Below are 20,494 nucleotides of genomic sequence, written 5' to 3'. Positions count from 1 at the left end.
TCAACTATATTTTGTAAGGACGCTAGCTGATGTCGGCAGGCCCGTTCTCACTGATATGGACAAAAAGACACTCCACCTGTGGTACGCACACCCACAGGATTTGACCGAAGCAGTCACCCAAGCGTGCGCGTCACTGCTCAGTGAAGACGAGCGTGCCCAATGGCAGACTTTTCGGTTTGACTGTCATCGGCGCGAATATCTGACTACCCGCGCCTTGGTGCGCACCGCGCTCTCCCACTATCACCCGTTGGCCCCTGAAGCCTGGCGCTTTCAAACGAATCCTTATGGCAAACCCAGCGTCAACCCGGATTGCGGCCTGCGCTTTAATTTGTCCAATTCCCTCGGCCTAGTGGTTTGTTTGATTGCTCAAGGGGCTGAGGTGGGAGTGGACGCAGAGCCTATTCAGGACGCCGAAAAGGTTACCGAGTATGCCGCTGAGATGCTTTCCCCCTTCGAACTGGCCCAACTTGAAGCCCTGAGCGGTCGTGAGAAATTGGACCGGGCCTTGTCGGTATGGACGCTGAAGGAGGCCTATGTCAAGGCGAGAGGTGTGGGCCTGTCGCTGCCTTTGAATAAGTTCTCTTTCCTCTTTGGCGGTGTCGAAGGAGTCCGCCTAGAACTCGACCCATGTCTGGGTACTGAGCCTGGATCGCGCTGGCGGTTTTGTCTGATAGAACACGCCAATCACCGCATAGCATTGATGACCGAGGGAGCGGCTGTTCCCGATTTGCAGGTTTGGGAGGTACGGCCTTTGCTGGCGCCTCCTACGAGACTGGCTGTGGGCGGGGAACGGTGGTTTCAGAACTCGGTAGCACCGTCTCGAGCTCTCCAGCAACAGTCCGGACATGAGGCTCATTAAGCACGTTTCCGTGTTCGCCTGGTACGTCATGAATTTCCAGTCCACCACCCGCAAGGGCTCCCCAGCCGAGCAAGGGGTCCTCGCGTGTGCCCAAAAGCTCCATACCCATGTAACCGCGGCCTACTGCTCGCATGAGCGTGATTTTCCCTGGGTATCTCTGTATCTTGTAACGCGCCATGGTTCGCGAATGAGCTTCTTGCACTTGATAGTAGCGAAGGCGAACGGGAAGGTCCGAACCCGCCAGACGGTGACAGGCACAGGCTACATCTCGACCCCGTTTAACAACCTGCTGCCGCCAGTGATCGCCCTTCATTGCCACTTTTCGAACAAGATAAGGGACACCTTGAGCTCGAAGTCTCTGCCCGAAGCCACGAAGCTTCTCGGTGGTCCCTACGCGCTGGACGCTCCCTGGAGCGGAGGTGTCGAACAAGACGAGCAACGCAGGCTCTGCACCTTGCGCATAAAGCTGTTGTGCCATCTCAAAGGCAACAATTCCTCCAAAGGACCCGCCTCCGATCAGATAAGGCCCTTGCGGCAAAAGAGACCGCATCTCCTTGATGTAAGTGGAAGCCAGCTCTTCTACCGAAGTTTCCTGAATATCCTCCCGAGTTAGAAGTAGTGAGCGAAACGCATAAAAGGGCTGGTCGGGATCGAGAGCTTTCGCTATTGCCTGATAATTAAGCACGCCTCCTCCAACACCATGAACGCAGAAGAAGGGGATACGGGAACCATTGGGCTGAATGGGCACCAGAGTATATTCCGCACTGGCCGGCTGTTTCGACTTACGAATTACCTCGGCGAGCTGGCGTACTGTGCGCGCTTCAAAAAGGACAGCAAGTTCGAGATTCACCTGATAAGTCTTTTTGATCTTGGCCAAAAGGCGTACGCCAACCAAGGAGTGTCCTCCCAAGCCAAAAAAATCGTCATCCAGTCCTACCTGTTCCACCTCTAAGATCTCGGCCCATATTCCGGCAAGCATCTTCTCAAGGTCGCTTCGGGGAGCAATGTAGGTATCCGCGTGTAACGTCTGTTTCTCCGCGGGGGACGGGAGAGCCTTGCGATCGATTTTGCCGTTGGTTGAGATCGGAACCTGATCGAGAAACACGTAGGCCGTCGGGACCATGTAATCCGGAAGCTGTCGTTTCAGCCGCATGCTCAACTCGAACGTCGTCGGCAGAGGGCTGGCTGAAGACACCATATAGGCCACCAGCCGCTTGTCTCCCGGCCTATCCTCACGTGCGATGACTACAGCCTGCTTGATCTCCGGCTGGTCCTTTAGCGCCGCCTCGATCTCACCGAGTTCGATGCGATAGCCGCGAATCTTGACCTGATAATCGATCCGCCCCAGGCACTCAATGTTGCCATCTGCCCGATAACGCGCAAGGTCCCCGGTGCGGTACATCCGGGCCTCGCCCGTACGGAACGGGTCGGCTACAAACTTTTCCGCAGTCAGCTCTGGGAGGTTGCGGTATCCGCGCGCAAGCCCGTCGCCGCCAATGTACAACTCTCCTGTAACTCCAACCGGCACCTGCTGTCCCTGTTCGTTCAAAATATAGCAATTGGTGTTCGCCAAGGGGCGACCGATCAGAACCGGCTCCTGCCCATCGGTCACGCGGTACCCGGTCGACCAGATCGTAGTTTCTGTCGGTCCATAGAGATTCCATACCCTTTCCACCACGGGCACCAGTTGCGCCGCCAGTTCCCGCGGCATAGCTTCGCCTCCACATACCGTCTGCAGATCTGGCTTGCCGCTCCAGCCTGAATCGAACAGAAGTTGCCAGGTCACAGGAGTAGCCTGCATGACGGTGATACTGTGTCGATCCAGCAAACCGCGTAACGCATTGCCATCTGCCGCTTCCTCGCGGCTTGCTATCACAATCTGTGCCCCGATCAGCAGCGGCAGCCACAGTTCCAAGCCCGCAATATCGAACGAGATCGTAGTCACCGCCAAGAGCCGGTCGCGTTCGCTCAACTGAAGCCACTCGCGCATCGACCATAAGAAATTCGTTAGCGCCCCCCGTGGGACTTCCACCCCTTTGCTCTTTCCTGTCGAGCCCGACGTGTAGATCAAATATGCCAGATCTTCGGGTCCGACTGTTGCCGCAAGATTATCGCGGCGGTTCTCCTGCCAGTCTGCGTCTTCCAGCAAGATTGCCACGCCGCCAAACGCCGGCAGTTTCCCACGCAGGCTCTGCTCTGTTACCACCACCCGAACGCCACTGTCTTCCAACATGTGCCTGAGCCGTTCGGCTGGCAGCAATGGATCCAGCGGCAGGTACGCTGATCCCGTCTTCACGATCGCCAACAGTGCCACCACCATTTCGATCGAGCGTTCGACAAACAGCCCCACCAGCTGATCCTTGCCCGCACCATGTTTGCATAACTCGTGGGCTAGTTGGTTGGCCCGCTCGTTCAACTCCCGGTAGGTGAGCCGTTGCTCTCCGAAAACCACGGCGATCGCGCGCGGCGTCCGCTCCACTTGCGCTTCAACCAACTCCGCCAGCGATGTTTCTCGCGGATACGCCCGCTCCGTTGCATTCCACTCCGCCAGCACGTGCCGTTCCCGGGATGTCAGCAGCGAGATCGTTCCCGCTCTCTGTTCGGGCGCTGCAATTGCCCTGTGAAGATAGCCGGCCAGGTGTCCCCATAGCCGATCTATGGTGTCGGCGTCGAATAGATCGGTGTTGTACTCGATCACTCCCTCGATCGCCTCTCCGACCGAACGCAGCTCGATCGTGAAGTCGAACTTCGAGTTGTCAGTTCGGACCACCTGTGCCGATCCTTCCAGCCCATGTAACTCCAGCTTAGGTAACACCCAGTTCTGGAAGATCAACATGACCTGAAACAGCGCCGATCTACTCCGATCCTGTTCCGGCCTAATCTTGTCGATCAGTAATTCGAGGGGCAAATCCTGATGGGCATAGGCTTCCAGAGCAGTCTGCCGAACCCGTTGCACCAGTTCGTGGAAGGCCGGATCGCCATCGAGTTTGCCGCGCAGGATGACTGTATTTGTAAAGAAGCCAACCAGATCTTGGGTCTCGATTCGAGACCGCGCTGCAATCGGTGAGCCAATCAAGATGTCGTTCTGGCCGGAATAGCGGGCAAGCACCGCATAGAGCGCAGCAAGCGCCACCATAAACGGCGTCACGGTCTCCCGAAGGCAAAACTCACGGATTGCCGTCGTCAGTTCGGTGGACAGCCAGTATTGCCGGGCAGTGCCACAAAATGTTTGCAGTGCCGGGCGAGGATGATCCGTTGGCAGTTGCAGCGCAAATGAGCTTCCCTTCACCTGCTCCTTCCAGTACGAGATCAGGCGTTCCCCTTCAGGCCCGGCGAATTGCTCTCGCTGCCAACGTGCGTAGTCGGAATATGCAATCGGAAGATCAGGAAGCTGGGCGACCGCGCCAGTAAACCCGGCATTGTAGAAGGCGGAAAAATCGCGAAATAGAACTCCCATTGACCACCCATCCGACGCTATATGATGAACAGTCAATTGCAGCGCGTGCTCGCATTCGTCCATGCGGTATAAAGCTGCCCGAATCACTGGATCGCGATCGAGAACAATGGGCCGGTTCGCCTCCGCATGCAGCGCTGCCGAAAGCAATTCCTCTCGCCTGTCCTGCTCTATGCCACTCAAATCGGTGACAGGCAGCAAGACTTCAAGCTCCGCGGGAATCTTAAGCTGGAGCTGACCCTCCGCATGGATGAAGCGCGTACGAAGTGGTTCATGGCGCTGGACCACGGCACTCAAGGCACTCTTGAGTGCGGCAAGATCCAGAGTTCCCTCCAAACTCAGACTGAAGCTAATGTTGTATTGCGCTGTGCCGCCTTCGATTTGTTCGAGGAGCCATAAACGCTCTTGTCCGAAAGACGGTACTGGAGCCTCGGCTGTACTATGCGCAATCGGTACCATGCGGTTCTGAGACAAGGCGCCTTGTTCCGTGGTGTCCGGCTGTTGTGCTTTGCGAATCGCCTCGGCGAGCTGGCGTACTGTTCGCGCTTCAAACAGGACAGCAAGTTCGAGGTCCACCTGATAGGCCCTTTTTATCTTGGCAAGAAGGCGGACGCCGATCAAGGAATGCCCTCCCAGACCGAAAAAGTCGTCATCCAGTCCTACCCGCTCCACGCCAAGCAGGTCTTGCCACCAGTTAGCCAGAGTGCCCTCTACGCCTTCACTTGTCGGTCCGGCACTGGACACAGCGTCAATTACCAGTGGCGATGGAGTTACTTTGCGATTGACAAGATCTTCGAGAGGCCGGGAGACGGCAACCACCGCGAGCGGAGTCCTGGCCAAAAGAATGCTCGTCAAAGCTCGTGCGCCGTCGAGTGGCGATATTCCAGAAAGATGGAAGGATTCAATTGACTGGTCTCCGCCCGGGAGAGCAGCATTGCGTACTGGCGTACTCTCCTCCGGGGATTTTGTGGGATCGGCGATGCGGCGCATGGCAAAGCCTTCGATCTCCGCCAACACCTGGCTCTGTTGATCGAAGAGCGTAATATCAAACGTTTCAACCTCGCCGTGAAGCACGTTCTCCCGACGGGGGCGGATGTGGCTGAAGAATCTGATTGGCAATGTGCAGTAGACGCAGAGCTTTTTATAGGAAAACGGAAAGTAAAGGTCGTCGGAGGACTCGTAGCCGTCAGTCAGGTAGAGTGAGCACCCTGTTGCCAGATCGAGCAGGGCAGGATGCATGTGATACGCGGAAGAATCGGCAGAGACGCTGTTATCCAACGCTAACTCCGCAAGGCCCTCGTACCTGCCGATGCACAGCCGCTTGAGACAGTGCCAGCGAGGGCCGAAATCGACGTAACGCTCTTGCTTGGTGCGGTGCTGTTCATCGAACACGACTTCACGTTCGTGGCACCGTGCCGCTATGGCGGCGCTATCGATCTTCGATGCTGGGCGCACCGGACATGGTTCAATGCGACCGGTGGAATGTTCGATCCACTCGCCACGACGCGCAAATACGGAGAAGCGGAAGCCGCTGTTCTCCGCCCCGGCTTCTTGTTCGCGCTTAAGCTGGACACGTACCTCTCCCGATTCAGAAGCGTCGAATGTCAGCGGAGCGAGGAAGAACACATCCTGAAATTCGATCGGGCTATGGATCGAACCACGCGCGAACGCCGCGGCAGCCATTTCCAGATATCCCGTTCCTGGGAAAAGCGCCTTGCCCGTCTTCAATCTATGTTCAGAGAGCAACCACTGCTGCGGTTGTGAGAAATGGCTCGAGTACACAATCTCCTCGGCCGTTGCCAGCAAGCATTCTTTTAGCAAAGGATGCGGTGAGGCGGAGCGCGCACCCATCCCAACCTCGCGCCAGGCGCCCCAGTTAATGACAGTTACAGGATCATTGCGGCTCAGCCCGAAAGCATCGAGAAAGGCATTGGCGGCAGCATAGTCCACCTGGCCCGCTGGAGGAAAGATAGAGCTAATAGAGGAGAACAGGACAAAGCAGCTCAACGGTGTATCGCGGAGGGCCTCTTCCAAAACTAACGTTCCACGCACCTTTGGATCGATTACCCTGGCTGCGCTTTGCGCGGTCTTCAGCATCAACGGACCATCGTCGAGAACTCCCGCGGCATGAAAGACACCGTCGATTTTTCCATAACGCTGTCGAGCCAAGGTAACGACATCACGCATCTGATCGAGATTCGTGACATCCCCTTGAACAACCAGCAGTCCACCCGCGATGCCTCGAATCTCAAGCAGCTTTCGAATCCTCTGCTTGTTAACCTCGGTCTGCTGGGGGTCGGTCAGAGCGGCTTCCCACTCCGCTTCAAGCGGCGGCAGGGAACGGGTCACCAGAACGAGCCGAGCGTTGAATTCGCGCGCCATATGCTCGGCGACAACCAACCCTATACCGCCCAATCCACCAGTGATGAGGTACACGCCTCGCGGTTGCAAGCGGCGGCGTTCAGCGGCAGCGGGCAGATTTAAGGTATCAAGCGTTTCAATAAATCGCTCACTGCCGCGAAACGCAACAGTTGCATTGTCGCGGATGGAGGCCATCTCGGATATTAGCTGGGCGGCGCACTCGGTAGCGTTGCCATTTTCAAGACCCACATCGATGCTGCAGCAAGTGATTCCAGGAAGCTCTTTGGGGACAACTCGTGCCGGGCCAAGTAACACCGCGCGAGCTGGATTGCGGACCGGCTCCTCAGAGACTTGTTGCATTTTGTTTGAGACCAGAGCGATGTCGATGTCTGCGATGTCTTGATTGGCCAGCGCCTGAGCGAGATAGAGTGGACTATAGAAGCTACGATCCATGGTTTCTGCCAGCGGCGGCTCTGCACCCTCCACGGACCAGAGGTGGAGAATTTTTCTGAGTGAATATCCACTTTTGATGCTGTCGGCGATCAGGGCGTCATAGTCGTCGCGAACACCTGGCCTGATCGTGTATTTATCTTTCTGGGATCGTTCATACCTTGAACCCGGAGCGACCAGAATTACATCCTGCTTCTCTGCTCTGAGCTTCGCGGCGACTTCATCACCGAGGCCCAAGGAGTCATTGAAAACAATCCAGACACCAGCTGGGCTAGTCGATGCAGGAGTTGCAGGAGCGGCTCTCCAGGCGCGACGATAGAACGACAAGTCTTTGCCGTCGTCCAGACGTGACGCGTGGGGAGGTGTCTCCGCGAACTGCACTCTATCCGGTTCAATCCAAAACTTCTTGTGCTCAAAAGGGTAGGTCGGTAACGGAACGCGATGAACGGAACCGGACGGATGCAGTTGCGTCCAATCGACGCTTACACCCGAAACCCAGACCTGACCAAGCGTGTGAAGCGCGCAGCGAAGGTCGGTAGTCGTTTCCCGTGGATGTGGCAGGGACTGAAATGCTTTTGCCGTTGCCCCGCCCTGCTGGCGAGCCAAAGCCGTGAGCGCATTGCCGGGGCCAGCCTCAATTAAAACTCGATCCGGCTTGCGAAAGAGCTCAGCCAGGCAGTCGGAGAAGCGAACTGTCTGGCGCAGGTGGCGCGCCCAATAACCTGGATCGGTAGCTTCTTCAGACTTAATCCAGGTTCCGCTAACGTTAGAGAGATAAGGGATGCTCGGAGGCTTTAGCTCTACGCTTTGGAGCCGCTCTTCGAACGCGCCGAGGATAGGATCCATCATTCCGGAGTGGAATGCATGCGAGGTCAACAGGCGGCGGCAAGAGACAGACTGCTTTGCGAGACTCTCTTCCAGGGCCGCGATTTCAGGAGTTGCCCCGGAGACCACACAGAGACCTGGGTTGTTGATTGCGGCTAAAGAAAGAGTGCCGGTGAGATGAAGGTCTCTGTGGGCAAGAGGAACAGCGAGCATCGAGCCAGATGGAAGCTCGTACATCAGACGACCGCGGTAGGCAGCAATTGCGAGTGCATCTTCGAGCGAGAAGACGCCGGCGAGACATGCGGCCACGTATTCACCTATACTGTGGCCCAACATTGCTTCAGGCTCAACGCCAAGTGACTTCCACCAATGTGCAAGGGCGTATTCGATTGAGAAGAGGGCAGGCTGGGTGAGCCAGGTCTGATTCAGCCTTTCGGCAGCGGTGTCTCTCTCCTCTTCCGATGGATACAGCGCCTGACGCAGATCGAGCCCGAGAGGCTGTATGAGTTGTTGGGCGCAGAGGTCGAGCGTTTCACGAAAGACCGGCTCGTTCTCATAGAGATTGCGGCCCATATTGACGTACTGGGAACCTTGCCCAGAGAACATGAAGACGACAGAGGGCGCGGCGTTTGCGGAGAGACCAGAGGCAAAGTATTTGCGCTCTCCCTCTGCAAGCGCACTTATTGCCTCTCGCGTGTCTTCGACAACCAATGCCCGGCGATGGGGAAACGCATGCTTGCCAACCTGGCAGGTGAAGGCCACGTCTGCCAAACGCAACTCAGGATGTGTGTGTAGATGAGTGGCGAGGTTGGTGAACCCACTCTCAACAGCGCTGTCTGTCTTGGCGGAAACAACCAGCAGTTGATAGTGCTTGGTCTGTTGCGATTCAAGCGGCCGCGGAGCCTCTTCGAGCACAACGTGGGCGTTGGTACCACCGATTCCCAACGACGTCACACACGCGCGCCTGGGAGATCCGTTGGACGGCCAATCCGAGAGCTGGCTGTTAACGAAAAATGGACTTCCATTCAACTCGACGTGGGGATTTAGATTCTGAAAATGCAGGCTGGCAGGTATTTGGCGGTGCTCGAGGGCGAGGACAGTCTTCATCAGGCCTGCGACACCTGCGGCTGCATCCAGATGGCCTACGTTGGTTTTGAGTGACCCGATACCGCATAAGCCGCTGCGGACGGTTGACTTGCGAAACGCTTGCGTCAGGGCTCTCACTTCTATGGGATCGCCGACGACCGTGCCGGTCCCGTGGGTCTCGACATAGGAGATATCGTCGGCGCTGATGCCAGCAAAATCCAGAGCTTCCGCAATGACGGCGGCCTGGCCTTCAACGCTTGGGGCCAAATACCCCACCTTGCGCGCGCCATCATTGTTAATCGCCGATCCGAGAATAACGGCCCGGATGTGGTCGCAATCCTGGAGTGCGTCCTCAAGGCGCCGCAGTACGACAATCCCCAGGCCACTTCCGAAGACAGTTCCGCTCGAGCTTGCATCGAAGGAACGGCAGTGGCCATCGCGGGAAAGAATCTCTCCATCGCGATAGATATAGCCCCGACCATGGGGGATTTCGATGGTAACCCCGCCGGCCAAGACCAGATCGCACTCGCAATTGAGAAGGCTTTGACAGGCAAGATGAACCGCGACAAGAGAAGTGGAGCACGCAGTCTGCACATTAATGCTGGGTCCACGCAGGTCCAACTGGTAGGAGACGCGCGTGGCCAGAACATCCTTGTCGTTGCCGGTCTGTTTGAGTTGGAATAAGCCGCTGCTTTCAAGCAGGCGGCGATTGGCCAGCAAGTTATGGATGAGGTAAGTGTTCATGCCCGACCCGGCAAATACGCCAATCGAACCGTCGAAGTGTTGGGGAGGATGACCAGCATCTTCAAGAGCCTCCCACGCACACTCGAGGAAGTTCCGGTGCTGCGGGTCCATTATCGAAGCGTCTCTTGGGCTCAGGCCAAAGAAGGATGCATCGAACATAGGAACATCGTCAAGCACCGAGGCCCTCTTGACATAGTCCGGACTAGCCAACTCTTCAGGAGTCACGCCGGCGGCGAGCAGTTCAGCATCGGAGTAGGAGCGGATGGACTCGACTCCGTCGCGTAGGTTTCGCCAGAACTCCGAGATATTACGGGCGCCGGGAAAGCGTCCTGCCATGCCAACGATTGCGACCTTGGAGGGCTTCATCATTTCCCTTTCAGGGCTGCCGAGCCAACCTGCGGCGCTGTGCGCGGTCTGAGACCTGGAGGCGCCATTGAGTTCCGGCAAGGTGTCCAGCAAGCGTACTTACTGTAGAAAACTGGAATAGGTCAAGGAGTGAAATTTCGCGGCCCAATGCCTCTTGCAGCTTTGCCTTTACTTCAGCGACCGTGAGGGAGTGAGCACCGAGGTCGAAGAAGTTATCGTTCATGCCGACACTGGTAATTCCCAATGCATCTTGCCACGCGGCAGCTACGATACGCTCGATTTCGTTGTTTGCTTGTTGTCCGGATTCGTTTTCGCGCGGACCTGCGTCTGCGCTAAGAGTGACGTTCGGAGGCGGCAGTTTGAGCAGGGCTTTGCGATCGATTTTTCCGTTATCCGTGAGAGGCAACTCGGGAAGAAAGACGAAGGCTGAAGGAATCATGTAATCCGGAAGCTTTGACGCGAGCATGCTGCGCAGCATGCCGGCCACCTCCACTTCAGTTTCCTTGATCACCAGATAGGCGACCAGGCGCTTGTCGCCCTCCTTGTCTTCCCGAACTACGACCACAGCCTGCCTAACAACACCGCACTGCTCCAGGATGGCTTCAATCTCGCCGGGTTCTATGCGGTGGCCGCGAAGCTTGACCTGGTAGTCGGCGCGACCGAGAAACTCGATGTTCCCGTCCGGCAGAAAGCGCGCAATGTCGCCGGTGCGGTAGATGCGATTCGGTGAGAGTGAAGGGATAGTGAGGAAGCGCTCGGCGGTAAGATCGGGCCGGTTCCAATAGCCGCGGGCTACGCCGTCTCCGCCAATGAAGAGTTCTCCAATTTCACCCACGGGAACAGGCTGCAATTCCGCGTCCAGCAAATAAATTTGGGTGTTGGAGATGGGGCGGCCGATTGAGACCGTCCTTCCCGGCTCTTCCACGCGATAGGTTGTGGACCAGATGGTGGTCTCTGTCGGTCCATACATGTTATGGATCTCACCGCTGAAGATCTGGCGAATATGGTGAATGAGGGAAGCAGGCACGGTCTCTCCTCCCAACAGCACCTGCTTGAGCAAGCCGAGTGCGATGAACGCACGCGCATCCAGCGTCAACATGCGCGCAAGTGATGGAGTCATTTGCAGATGTGTAACTTCGTGGCGCGTGATCTCATCAGCAATTGTGGCTGTTCCCTCGTCGCCATGGACAACCACCTTGAACCCGCGGGTCAAGGTCCACAATAGCTCCAACACGGAGATATCGAAAGAGAAACTGGTGACGGCGAGCCAGACTCCGGGGGCACAACCGATCGCACGGTCCATGGCGGAAAAGAAGTTGACCACATTCCGGTTCTCGACCATTACCCCCTTAGGCTTCCCGGTGGAACCAGAGGTGTAGATCACGTAGGCAAGATTATGGCTGGCGGCGTTCGTTTCGACTGTGTCAGTGCTTTCGAAAGCAGCGGCGGAGTTCTCGACATCGAGCACAGTAACTCCGCCCGCGTCCAATGGAAGCCGCTCACGCATCTCGGATGTAGTGAGGAGAATCTCCATTTCCGAATCGTTGATGACCAGGCAGAGGCGCTCTTTGGGGTGGGTGGGGTCCAAAGGGACATATGCCCCGCCGGCTTTCAGAATGGCTAACAGACAGACAACGAGAGTCTCCGACCGTCCCATTGCAACGCCAACAAGTGTGTCTGGTTTCACGCCGAGGGTTTGCAGATGCCGGGCAATGCGATTGGAACGTTCGTCCAATTCGCGATAACTCAACTGAATGTCGTTTGCAACAATGGCAATTGCGTCCGGAGATTTGGCAACCTGCTGTTCAAATTGTTCAGCAATGGTGCTATCGCGCGGATAATCGACTTCGGTTCGATTCCACTCAAGCATCTGAACGGGTAACATTGCAGTTCTCCAGGAATAGGAACTCTATGCCAGTTCCGAGAAATGTCTCGATAGCTTCGTCGGGCGTATTCACGATAGGTTGCCCTTTGACATTAAAGCTGGTGTTCAGCACCATCTGGCGGCCTGTGGTCTCTCCGACAGCCAGAAGCAACGCATGAAAATCAGGATTGTCGTTCGCAGATACGGTCTGCAGACGAGCGGAACCGTTGACGTGGGTTATGGCAGGAAGTAAAGCCTGGGCCTCGGGACGAACATCGACCACGCTGATCATGTAAGGATGTTCCTCATCCACAGCCACATCGAACCAGCGGTGCGCTTCTTCCACGGAGCAGGCGGGAGCAAAAGGACGGAAGGCTTCGCGCTTCTTGACCATGGCGTTGATCCGGTCACGCATTTCGGGGTGCCCAGGATCGGCGAGAATGCTGCGATTGCCCAGTGCCCTCGGACCGTACTCCATCCGGCCGCGATACCATGCGATGACACGTCCATCGGCAATGAGTCGTGCCGCGGACGCACAGGTGGCTTCAAGGGAATCTAAGTACTGCCATTCGATCCTGTCGCCAAAACGGTGAAGCGCGGCTTCAATATCGCTCATTGAGTAGCGGGGTCCAAAGAGCGGAGCTGGCAGGCGGCGGTTGGGAACATCTCCGGCAAGCGACGTGCGATAGAGCGCGGCTCCCAGAGCGGTGCCGTCGTCTCCGGCCACGGGCTGCACGTAGACTTCATCGAACAGCCCCGAACTCATCAGTTTGCCATTGGCCGTGCAGTTGAGGGCTACCCCTCCGGCCAGCGCAATTCGGCGCAAGCCCGTCTGCGCCGCGAAGTAGCCGCAGACGTGGAGGACCACTCTGTCGAGGCACTCTTGAAGAGCCGCAGCCACATCCTGATGGATAGCTGAAACAGGGTCGACTGGCAGTCTACGCGGGACTAAGTGCTCGTCGAGATATGCGCGCGTGGCTGTATAGTTTTCCCGCTCCTCACGGGATCGGTTCAACTTTAGAATCGGAATCCGAATGGAACCGTCGTCGCGAAGTTGCACGGTCTGCTCAAAGAATGGCCGGAATCGAGCAGGGTCGCCGTAAGGAGCCAAACCCATGATCTTGTATTCATCTGAATTGAAGTCGAAGCCCAGATGCAGAGTTACAAGGGAATATAGGATGCCGATCGAGTCATTGGCTCCCACCGTGCGGATCTTCTCGAATTCTCCGTCATGAAAATCGTAGACGCTGAGGCTTTCGATTTCGCCCATCGCATCGTTTACGACCACCAGGCACTCGCCCCAGCCCGATGTATAAGCCGCGCTGGCAGCATGCGCCAGATGATGACCGACCGAGCACACTTTTTCTTCCAGAAATCCGGGCAGGTCCCGGCGCACCTGCGCCAGCAACGCTTCTCTGGAGAACACCTGGTTGTAGAGGCTGGCCGATACTTCATCTCTCGAATAGAGGTCACGATACGGAGAGTAGTCGAATCCGTGGGCAATCTCGTCGATATCGTCGATCGACATCCCGCCCTCAGCCAGACAAAATCGGATGGCGTGGATTGGGAAATCCCCGGTGTGCTTCTTCCCACTGAAGCGCTCTTCCTCTGCAGCAGCAACCAATCGGCCGTCAACCACCAGCGCGGCCGCCGCATCCATCCCCTGTGCAATCCGATACTCGCGCTCTTCCAAGCCAGGCCAATTAGCCTGCTTGAATGGAACCGAGTTCTCCAGCCCGCTGATCCCGATGATCTTCACGCCAACCCCCTTCGCAGCTAGAGAGCGAGGCACCCCTAATTCAGCGGGGCTCACCGTAGGTCTTCGCACTTACCGAGAGATCAGACCAGAGCAATCTCCCTTGGAGATACTTGGAGGTGCTAATCTCACTACTTGTCCTTGTTTTTGTCAACTACGAAAACGCTTTGTTAACTCCACGCTTATCACGCGAGATTGACATCGCGTGCTCCTGCCCTTCGAGGGAACCGGTGCTGAACGGGAAGATTCCGATGGACGGCGTGGTGGGGCACTGGGCCTGGCTGGGGGATGGAAGACTTTGAGTGTCCTAAGGAGATGAGATGGGTTTCTTCAGGTCGCAAGTTGTCGGGTCAATCAAGTGGGTCCTGGATCGCCAGGGTCTGGTTCTGGTGTCAACGTCGCGCTTTGGCAGCTACCCATTCGCAGACGTGAAGCGGCTGGCGGCTGAGTGGAAGTACCCGGTCAGCACAATTTTTGACGTGGGAGCCAACGAGGGCGAGTCGACGCAGGAGGCGCTCAAAAAGTTTCCCAAGGCCCGCGTCCTTGGCTTTGAGCCACATCCAGCCACGTTTGCAAAGCTTATAACCAAAGTCGGCAGAAACTCCCGCTTTCAGGGATTCAATGTTGCACTGGGGACCGATGTCGGCGAAGTGGAGATGATCGAGTACGATGATTCCACGACTAACAGCCTGACGCCGAACAACCCGTATTCCACGCGATTCAAAACACGTGGACGCAGTATCCGTGTACAGGAAACTACCTTGGATACATTTTGCTCGGAGCACTCAATCGACAACATCGATTTGCTGAAGATCGAGGCGGAAGGTCTAGACTTGGCCGTTCTTCAAGGCACCAGTGTGATGCTGCAAAAGCGTGCAGTAAAGTTCGTCCTGGTTGAGTTCAATTACCTTCTGCCGAGAGATGGCGTATCTGGCGGTGCATTGATGCCATGCGAGGACCTGCTGGGTCCTTTTGGATTCCGATTCGTGGCCACCTATAACGATTACATCAGCACCGGAGGCGAAATGTTCCCCGTATTTAAAGCTCTTTTCTGCCTGCCCCCGCGCAGGTGACCTCGAATAAGAATTTGAAGCGACAAATGGAAACGTAAGACCAGAAGAAGTAAAAGCGCCTGACCACGAAGCGATCAGTAAAATTCGAGCGAATCGGTGCCATAAAAGGAAATTCCGATTCAATGGGTTCTGTGCTAAAAAGTGAGATCCTGCCTACGGCGTGGTGGGACACTGGGCCTGGCTGGGGGATGGAAGACTTTGAGTGTCCTAAGGAGATGAGATGGGTTTCTTCAGGTCGCAAGTTGTCGGGTCAATCAAGTGGGTCCTGGATCGCCAGGGTCTGGTTCTGGTGTCAACGTCGCGCTTTGGCAGCTACCCATTCGCAGACGTGAAGCGGCTGGCGGCTGAGTGGAAGTACCCGGTCAGCACGGTTTTTGACGTGGGAGCCAGTGAGGGCGAGTCGACGCTGGAGGCACTCAACGCGTTTCCGAAGGCCCGCGTCCTGGGCTTTGAACCGCATCCATCAACGTTTGCATCCCTTATGGCCAAGGTCGGCGGAAACTCCCGCTTTCAGGGATTCAATGTTGCTCTGGGGACCGAGATCGGCGAAGTGGAGATGATCGAGTACGATAGGTTCAAAGCCAACAGTCTGACGCCGAACAACCCTCATTCCACGCGATTCAACAAACATGGGCGCAGCATTCGTGTACAGGAAACTACCCTGGATACATTTTGCTCGGAGCACTCCATCGACAACATCGACTTGATCAAAACCGACGTGGAAGGTTTCGACTTAGTCGTTCTTCAAGGCAGCGGTCGGATGCTGCAAAAGCGTGCCGTGAAGTTCGTCCTGGTTGAGTTCTTTGACCTTCTGCCTAAAGAAGGTGTATTTGGCGGTGCGTTGATGCCGTTCGAGGACCTGCTGGGCCCATTTGGATTCCAATTCGTCGCTTCCTATAACGGTTACATCAGCGCCGCAGGCGAAATGTTCTCCACATCGAATGCTCTTTTCTGCCTGCCCCCGCTAAGGTGACCTCTACTGCTGACGAGGTTCAGACCTCTCTATTTCAGGAAGCGCCCGAATCAGATTTTGTGGCAAGACAAATTGCATGTAGCTTCTGAGCTCGTCATACCGAATGGTCCCGTGAGCGTCAGGCCGCCAACTATCCACGGGCTGAATACGCACTTCTGTAGTGGAAGGGAGAACCCTCCATGCAGCAAGATATCGTTAAAAAGTTGGAACAGCGCCTGGGAAGAGTGCATGCCCAGCAGCGACTCGGACTCGAAAAAGATCACGAGGACATACTCGGCCACGGTATTAATTTTTTTCATCCCGAGAACTGGTACTCGACGCACTCCATTCTTCAATTTGCGCTCAAGCTGACGGGGCTCTACTGGCGTGGCAACAAGAACACAGAACGCATACAGGTACGGCACAACGTCATTGAGCTGGCAGGCATTCCCACACTGTTTGACGGCTATACGATGCTTCACATCACCGATTTACACGCGGACATGAATCCGGGGCCCATTCAGCGCCTGATAGAGATTCTTCCTAACGTGGCGTACGACATCTGTGTCATGACCGGCGACTTCCGGGGTCAAACGTTCGGCCCATTCGACGCGGCTCTGGAGGGACTAGCGAGCGTGCGCAAACACCTCCCGATGCCGGTTTACGCGGTACTTGGCAATCACGACACGATCAGGATGGTCCCCGAAATCGAAGCGATGGGAATTCGAATGCTTCTTAATGAATCGGTGACGCTCGTGCGCCGAGACCAGCGAATTTATTTGGCTGGCATTGATGATGCCCACTACTATCGCGCGGACAATATTCAAAAAGCAGCCTCCTCTATTCCGCGCGATGAGATTTCCATTCTCCTTTCGCATACGCCGGAGGTCTACCGGCAGGCTGCACATGCGGGTTTTCGGGTCATGCTGAGCGGACATACCCATGGCGGACAAATATGCCTGCCGGGTTCCATTCCCATCACTCTGGATTCGGTCCTGCCCCGACGGATGGGAGCCGGATCTTGGAGATACGGTGATATGACAGGCTACACCTCGGTTGGAGTTGGATCGTCGATCGCCCCCGTGCGCTTCAACTGTCTTCCGGAGATCACCCTTCACCACCTGCGCAAGAAAAATTCAATATCTGCCTAATAAGGGCGCTCACGAAGGTGGAGCCGGTAGAACAGCAGCGACAAAAGCACTTCGCCCAGAAGAAAGGCTACAATGACCGCTGCGATATCCAGCGCGGTCAAGGGCAACCTGAGGTGGCACGCCAGGAGTGGAAATAGAGACTCTGGAATCTGATCGAGGCCGGTGGCCCTATCCCCCACATGCAAACGCATGCGACGCTTCAAGAAGCTGGAGAAGAGATCCCCTGCCATTGCGGCTGTTCCTGCTGCAACTCCGATCTTCCATGTCAGTCCAACTAGCGGCGCGCCGGCCGCCGTTGCCAGCACTGCGACAAGAGTTCCCCGCACGGTCTTCGAGGCGCCAAAGAGGGGCTGCCCATCAACAAACCTGGCCCCGCCATCCATGGGATACGACCAGCGCTTGCCCATCAGCTTATTCATAATGACAGGCATACCGTTGGCCAACCCCAACAGCGCCAGTAGTTGAATAATCAACTTGGGATGCATACGCAGTGATCTTACATTTCCTGCCTGCCCTTAAGGTGGTTCTGGCCACAACCAACAGACTTGCTCGTGGGGGAAAGCCTTTAGATGAGAAAGCCTTCGTCTGAATTAGGACTGCTATGCAAGAGCCCACTACGATCAATGAGGTTGTCTCCCTGTTGGATCTGACACCGACCCTGCTGGATGGTGCCGGTATTAAGCCGGTCGAAAGCATGCGCGGCAAGCCGCTGAAGGCCTTGGCGCAGGATCAGAAGACTCGCAAGACATGGACTTCGACAGCGTATTTCCAGATAAGCCAATCGATCTGTGGTATTCGTACCAGCGACTGGTGCTATTGTGCATTTGATCCAACCGTACAGCGAGGCGAAGCCGAATACAGTACGCACTATCAAGACTTCGCACTTTATTCCATTGCTGGCGATCCAGCCGAGACGTTGAACCTCATCGGGCGCGCTGAGTACAAGGAAATTACAAACCATCTCCGCGCGGAGTTGCTGAAGTACCTCATCGCTGCTGGTGAACCAGAACCGACAATTACGCCGATTCACTATTACGCATAAGTTGCACGACAATGCATCCGGTGCTGGCAATTCAGCATCTTGCCATAGCAAGAACGACTGCGATCGAGGTAATCTCATTAAACTTACTTTTTGAGGTGATTTACCTAATGCCTGTTATGGCATCTTCCGTCAAGCCATCTTTGTTTGCCTCCCTATTCGCAGTCTTTATTGGAATGACTTTCGGTATCGGTTCTATTTGTGCAGCTGCGCAAAAGCCATCAATAGAACCTCCGCCTCTGCTATTAGGTGCGGCGTGGTATCCAGAGCAATGGCCGGAGTCGCGCTGGAACGCGGATCTGGATCTAATGCAGAAGGCCCACATGCATGTCGTGCGTGTAGCGGAGTTCGCCTGGACTGCTCTCGAACCGCAGGAAGGTAAATACGACCTCGACTGGCTTGAACGTGCCATCAATCTCGCCGGACAGCACGGCATCTATGTCATTGTCGGCACGCCCACCGCCGGACCACCCGTCTGGATGGCCACCAAGTACCCCGATATCCTCGTCACCGAAGCAAACGGAAAGCAATACACGGGATCGACCCGCAATCACGACAACTCGAACAGCAACCGTTATCGTCAATTCGCCCGCGAAATGGATGAGCGACTCTCCAAGCGCTTTGGCCACAATCCCTATGTCATTGGCTGGCAGATCGACAACGAATACTCCAATCAATCGTACGATCCAGCTACGCAGGCGCAATTCCACGCATGGCTCGAGCATCGTTACGGCACTATCGACAAGTTGAATCAAGCCTGGACCACCGCATACGACAATCAAACGTACTCTGCGTTCAACGAGATTCCCCTCGTCAACGGAACCGGCGACAACAACCCCGGCCTTTGGCTCGACTCTAAGCGCTTCATCAGCGAATCGCTTCGTGACTACCAAAAAGTCCAGATCGACGCCATCCGCAAGTACGCAGAGCCCCGCCAGAAGATCACGACCAACATGATGGGCTGGTATGACCTGTATGACCACTACACCGTCGGCCAGGATCTGGATATCATCGGCTGGGACAATCCTCAGGTGGAAGGGAGCTTCGATCCCATCAAGAACGGCGCGCCGCATGATCTCATGCGCGGTCTCAAGGGCCAAAACTACTGGGTCATGGAAACCACTGCTGGCCCTCGTGGCGGCGGCGACGCCAGCATCCAGCTCGACAAAGGTGCCATGCGCACTGCCATATGGGCCGACATCGGCCACGGCGCCGACCTCGTCAGCTACTGGCAGTGGCGCGACGCCCTCAATGGCGGCGAAGCAAATCATGGCGCCCTGGTGGATGTGGACGGCGAGCCGGATCCGATCTACACAGAGTACTCCCAGATAGGCAGAGAGTTCGAAAAAGCCGGTTCGGCTATCCAGGGAACGTCCCCGGAGGCAAGCGTTGCCATCCTGCACTCCTATCCCAGCAGATGGGACATTAACTGGCAGAAGATGAATCCTGCCTACGATGCAATCAACAGTCTCATGAGCTACTACACTCCGCTTCATGAGCTGGGCTACACCATTGATATCGTTCCTCCTGACCGCGATCTCTCGAAGTACAAGCTCGTCATCGCCCCCGGCCTCGAAGTTCTCACACAGGCTGAAGCCGACAACCTTACACGCTATGTCAAGGGAGGCGGACACCTGGTTTTCGGACAACGCTCCGCGATGAAAGACGAAAATAATTCTCGCTGGCCGCAGCGACAACCCGGGCCCCTCACGCAGCTCCTCGGCGCTCGCGTAGAACAGTTCACCTCTCTCAAGAACCCCGTTGCGATCTCTGGCGAATGGGGCGAATCCAAAGGGGAACTCTTCGCCGAGCAGCTTCGCCCACAGGCAAGTGATGTTAAGGTGCTGATGCGCTATCAAGCACCCCACTCCTGGCTTGACGGCGAGCCGGCAGCCGTTACCCGCAAGATCGGCACCGGCTCGTTCACCTACATTGGTGCCTGGTTCGGCGATGCCGGCATGAAGCGTGCTGTACAGTGGATGCTCACTGAAAGCAGCCTCAAGCCAGACGACTTCGCCGTCCCCGACGGAGTAGAGGTCTATCGCCGTGTCGCTGCCGATAGGAAAGTATTTATTGTCGAGAATCTATCGCACGCTGCACAGACAGTTGTTCTGCCTAACATGATGAAAGACGCGTTGACAGATCAGAGAGTGCATTCCGTCAAACTTCCAGTGTACGGAGTGGCAGTGCTCGTCCAAGCGAAGGATGTGACGCGGTAGAAGTAGTAGTAGTTCCATGACTTGGCCGAAAGCCACGCAGGCATATCCCGTTTGTCCTATGCATCTGATAGCGACCGCAGCGGCTTCGGTGGCTCATTTTTGCCGAGCTAAAGCAGACTACATAGGACGTTTTGGCGAGTCTGAAGTTGACGGAGATCACCGCGTGCGGCGGCTACTTGTAACCTGCTTCTGCTCGGGGCAAGCCGAAATGATAAGCGACTAAGGGATGGCAGCCTCGCGAAATGCTATTAACGGAAGCTGCTAGATCAAAGCAATGGACGGCAAACATTGCTCG

Annotated in this window: 10 protein-coding genes; 6 read left to right on the top strand and 4 right to left on the bottom strand. The window is 56.1% G+C overall.

The annotated features are described in order from the left end of the window. Positions 1–55: 55 nt before the first annotated feature. Positions 56–859 (top strand): 4'-phosphopantetheinyl transferase superfamily protein, encoded by an 804-nt coding sequence (locus tag P4G45_RS00960; protein ID WP_348267830.1) that lies wholly within the window; start codon positions 56–58, stop codon positions 857–859. Here the strand turns inward: P4G45_RS00960 and P4G45_RS00955 are convergent. Genes P4G45_RS00955 through P4G45_RS00945 form a run of 3 tightly spaced genes read right to left on the bottom strand, consistent with a single transcriptional unit; the run spans position 765 to position 13,768 of the window. Further along, positions 765–10,148, bottom strand: a complete 9,384-nt coding sequence (locus tag P4G45_RS00955; RefSeq protein ID WP_348267829.1) for a non-ribosomal peptide synthetase/type I polyketide synthase — start codon at positions 10,146–10,148, stop codon at positions 765–767. The genes P4G45_RS00960 and P4G45_RS00955 overlap by 95 nt on opposite strands. 7 nt (positions 10,149–10,155) lie before the next feature. After that, positions 10,156–12,030: a non-ribosomal peptide synthetase gene (locus P4G45_RS00950; RefSeq protein ID WP_348267828.1), complete on the bottom strand. Its 1,875-nt coding sequence runs from the start codon at positions 12,028–12,030 to the stop codon at positions 10,156–10,158. Continuing rightward, positions 12,008–13,768, bottom strand: a complete 1,761-nt coding sequence (locus P4G45_RS00945) for a carbamoyltransferase C-terminal domain-containing protein (RefSeq protein ID WP_348267827.1) — start codon at positions 13,766–13,768, stop codon at positions 12,008–12,010. Before P4G45_RS00945 ends, P4G45_RS00950 begins: the two co-directional genes overlap by 23 nt. Positions 13,769–14,085: 317 nt before the next feature. On the opposite strand from P4G45_RS00945, the gene P4G45_RS00940 reads away from it, so the two are divergent. From P4G45_RS00940 to P4G45_RS00930, 3 genes are all read left to right on the top strand, one after another. Beyond that, positions 14,086–14,838: an FkbM family methyltransferase gene (locus P4G45_RS00940; protein WP_348267826.1), complete on the top strand. Its 753-nt coding sequence runs from the start codon at positions 14,086–14,088 to the stop codon at positions 14,836–14,838. A gap of 220 nt (positions 14,839–15,058) precedes the next feature. Next, entirely contained in the window at positions 15,059–15,811 is a 753-nt protein-coding gene (locus tag P4G45_RS00935; protein WP_348267825.1) for an FkbM family methyltransferase, read from the top strand. Positions 15,812–15,990: 179 nt separating this feature from the next. Then, the gene (locus P4G45_RS00930) at positions 15,991–16,941 is read left to right on the top strand and encodes a metallophosphoesterase (protein ID WP_348267824.1); all 951 of its coding nucleotides are present in this window, start codon (positions 15,991–15,993) and stop codon (positions 16,939–16,941) included. Here the strand turns inward: P4G45_RS00930 and P4G45_RS00925 are convergent. Continuing rightward, positions 16,938–17,426, bottom strand: a complete 489-nt coding sequence (locus tag P4G45_RS00925; RefSeq protein ID WP_348267823.1) for a CDP-archaeol synthase — start codon at positions 17,424–17,426, stop codon at positions 16,938–16,940. The two genes, P4G45_RS00930 and P4G45_RS00925, sit on opposite strands and share 4 nt — an antisense overlap. A 116-nt stretch (positions 17,427–17,542) precedes the next feature. Between P4G45_RS00925 and P4G45_RS00920 the strand changes: the two genes are divergently transcribed. Together P4G45_RS00920 and P4G45_RS00915 are read left to right on the top strand one after the other, a co-directional pair. Beyond that, complete coding sequence (locus tag P4G45_RS00920; RefSeq protein WP_348267822.1) at positions 17,543–17,983, top strand: sulfatase/phosphatase domain-containing protein; 441 nt, start codon at positions 17,543–17,545, stop codon at positions 17,981–17,983. A 305-nt stretch (positions 17,984–18,288) separates the two neighbouring features. Further along, the gene (locus tag P4G45_RS00915) at positions 18,289–20,199 is read left to right on the top strand and encodes a beta-galactosidase (RefSeq protein ID WP_373694134.1); all 1,911 of its coding nucleotides are present in this window, start codon (positions 18,289–18,291) and stop codon (positions 20,197–20,199) included. Positions 20,200–20,494 lie beyond the last annotated feature (295 nt).

The organism is Edaphobacter paludis, from assembly GCF_039993895.1.
Lineage (GTDB): Bacteria > Acidobacteriota > Terriglobia > Terriglobales > Acidobacteriaceae > Edaphobacter > Edaphobacter paludis.
Note: the sequence above shows the minus strand (reverse complement) of the source record. Positions and strands in the feature narration are given on the sequence as shown.

Coding starts and splice junctions, on each gene's coding strand:
- P4G45_RS00960 (WP_348267830.1), top strand. CDS start 56: ATGGACAAAAAGACACTCCACCTGTGGTACGCACACCCACAGGATTTG.
- P4G45_RS00940 (WP_348267826.1), top strand. CDS start 14,086: ATGGGTTTCTTCAGGTCGCAAGTTGTCGGGTCAATCAAGTGGGTCCTG.
- P4G45_RS00955 (WP_348267829.1), bottom strand. CDS start 10,148: ATGATGAAGCCCTCCAAGGTCGCAATCGTTGGCATGGCAGGACGCTTT.
- P4G45_RS00925 (WP_348267823.1), bottom strand. CDS start 17,426: ATGCATCCCAAGTTGATTATTCAACTACTGGCGCTGTTGGGGTTGGCC.
- P4G45_RS00920 (WP_348267822.1), top strand. CDS start 17,543: ATGCAAGAGCCCACTACGATCAATGAGGTTGTCTCCCTGTTGGATCTG.
- P4G45_RS00935 (WP_348267825.1), top strand. CDS start 15,059: ATGGGTTTCTTCAGGTCGCAAGTTGTCGGGTCAATCAAGTGGGTCCTG.
- P4G45_RS00950 (WP_348267828.1), bottom strand. CDS start 12,030: ATGTTACCCGTTCAGATGCTTGAGTGGAATCGAACCGAAGTCGATTAT.
- P4G45_RS00930 (WP_348267824.1), top strand. CDS start 15,991: ATGCAGCAAGATATCGTTAAAAAGTTGGAACAGCGCCTGGGAAGAGTG.
- P4G45_RS00915 (WP_373694134.1), top strand. CDS start 18,289: ATGCAGAAGGCCCACATGCATGTCGTGCGTGTAGCGGAGTTCGCCTGG.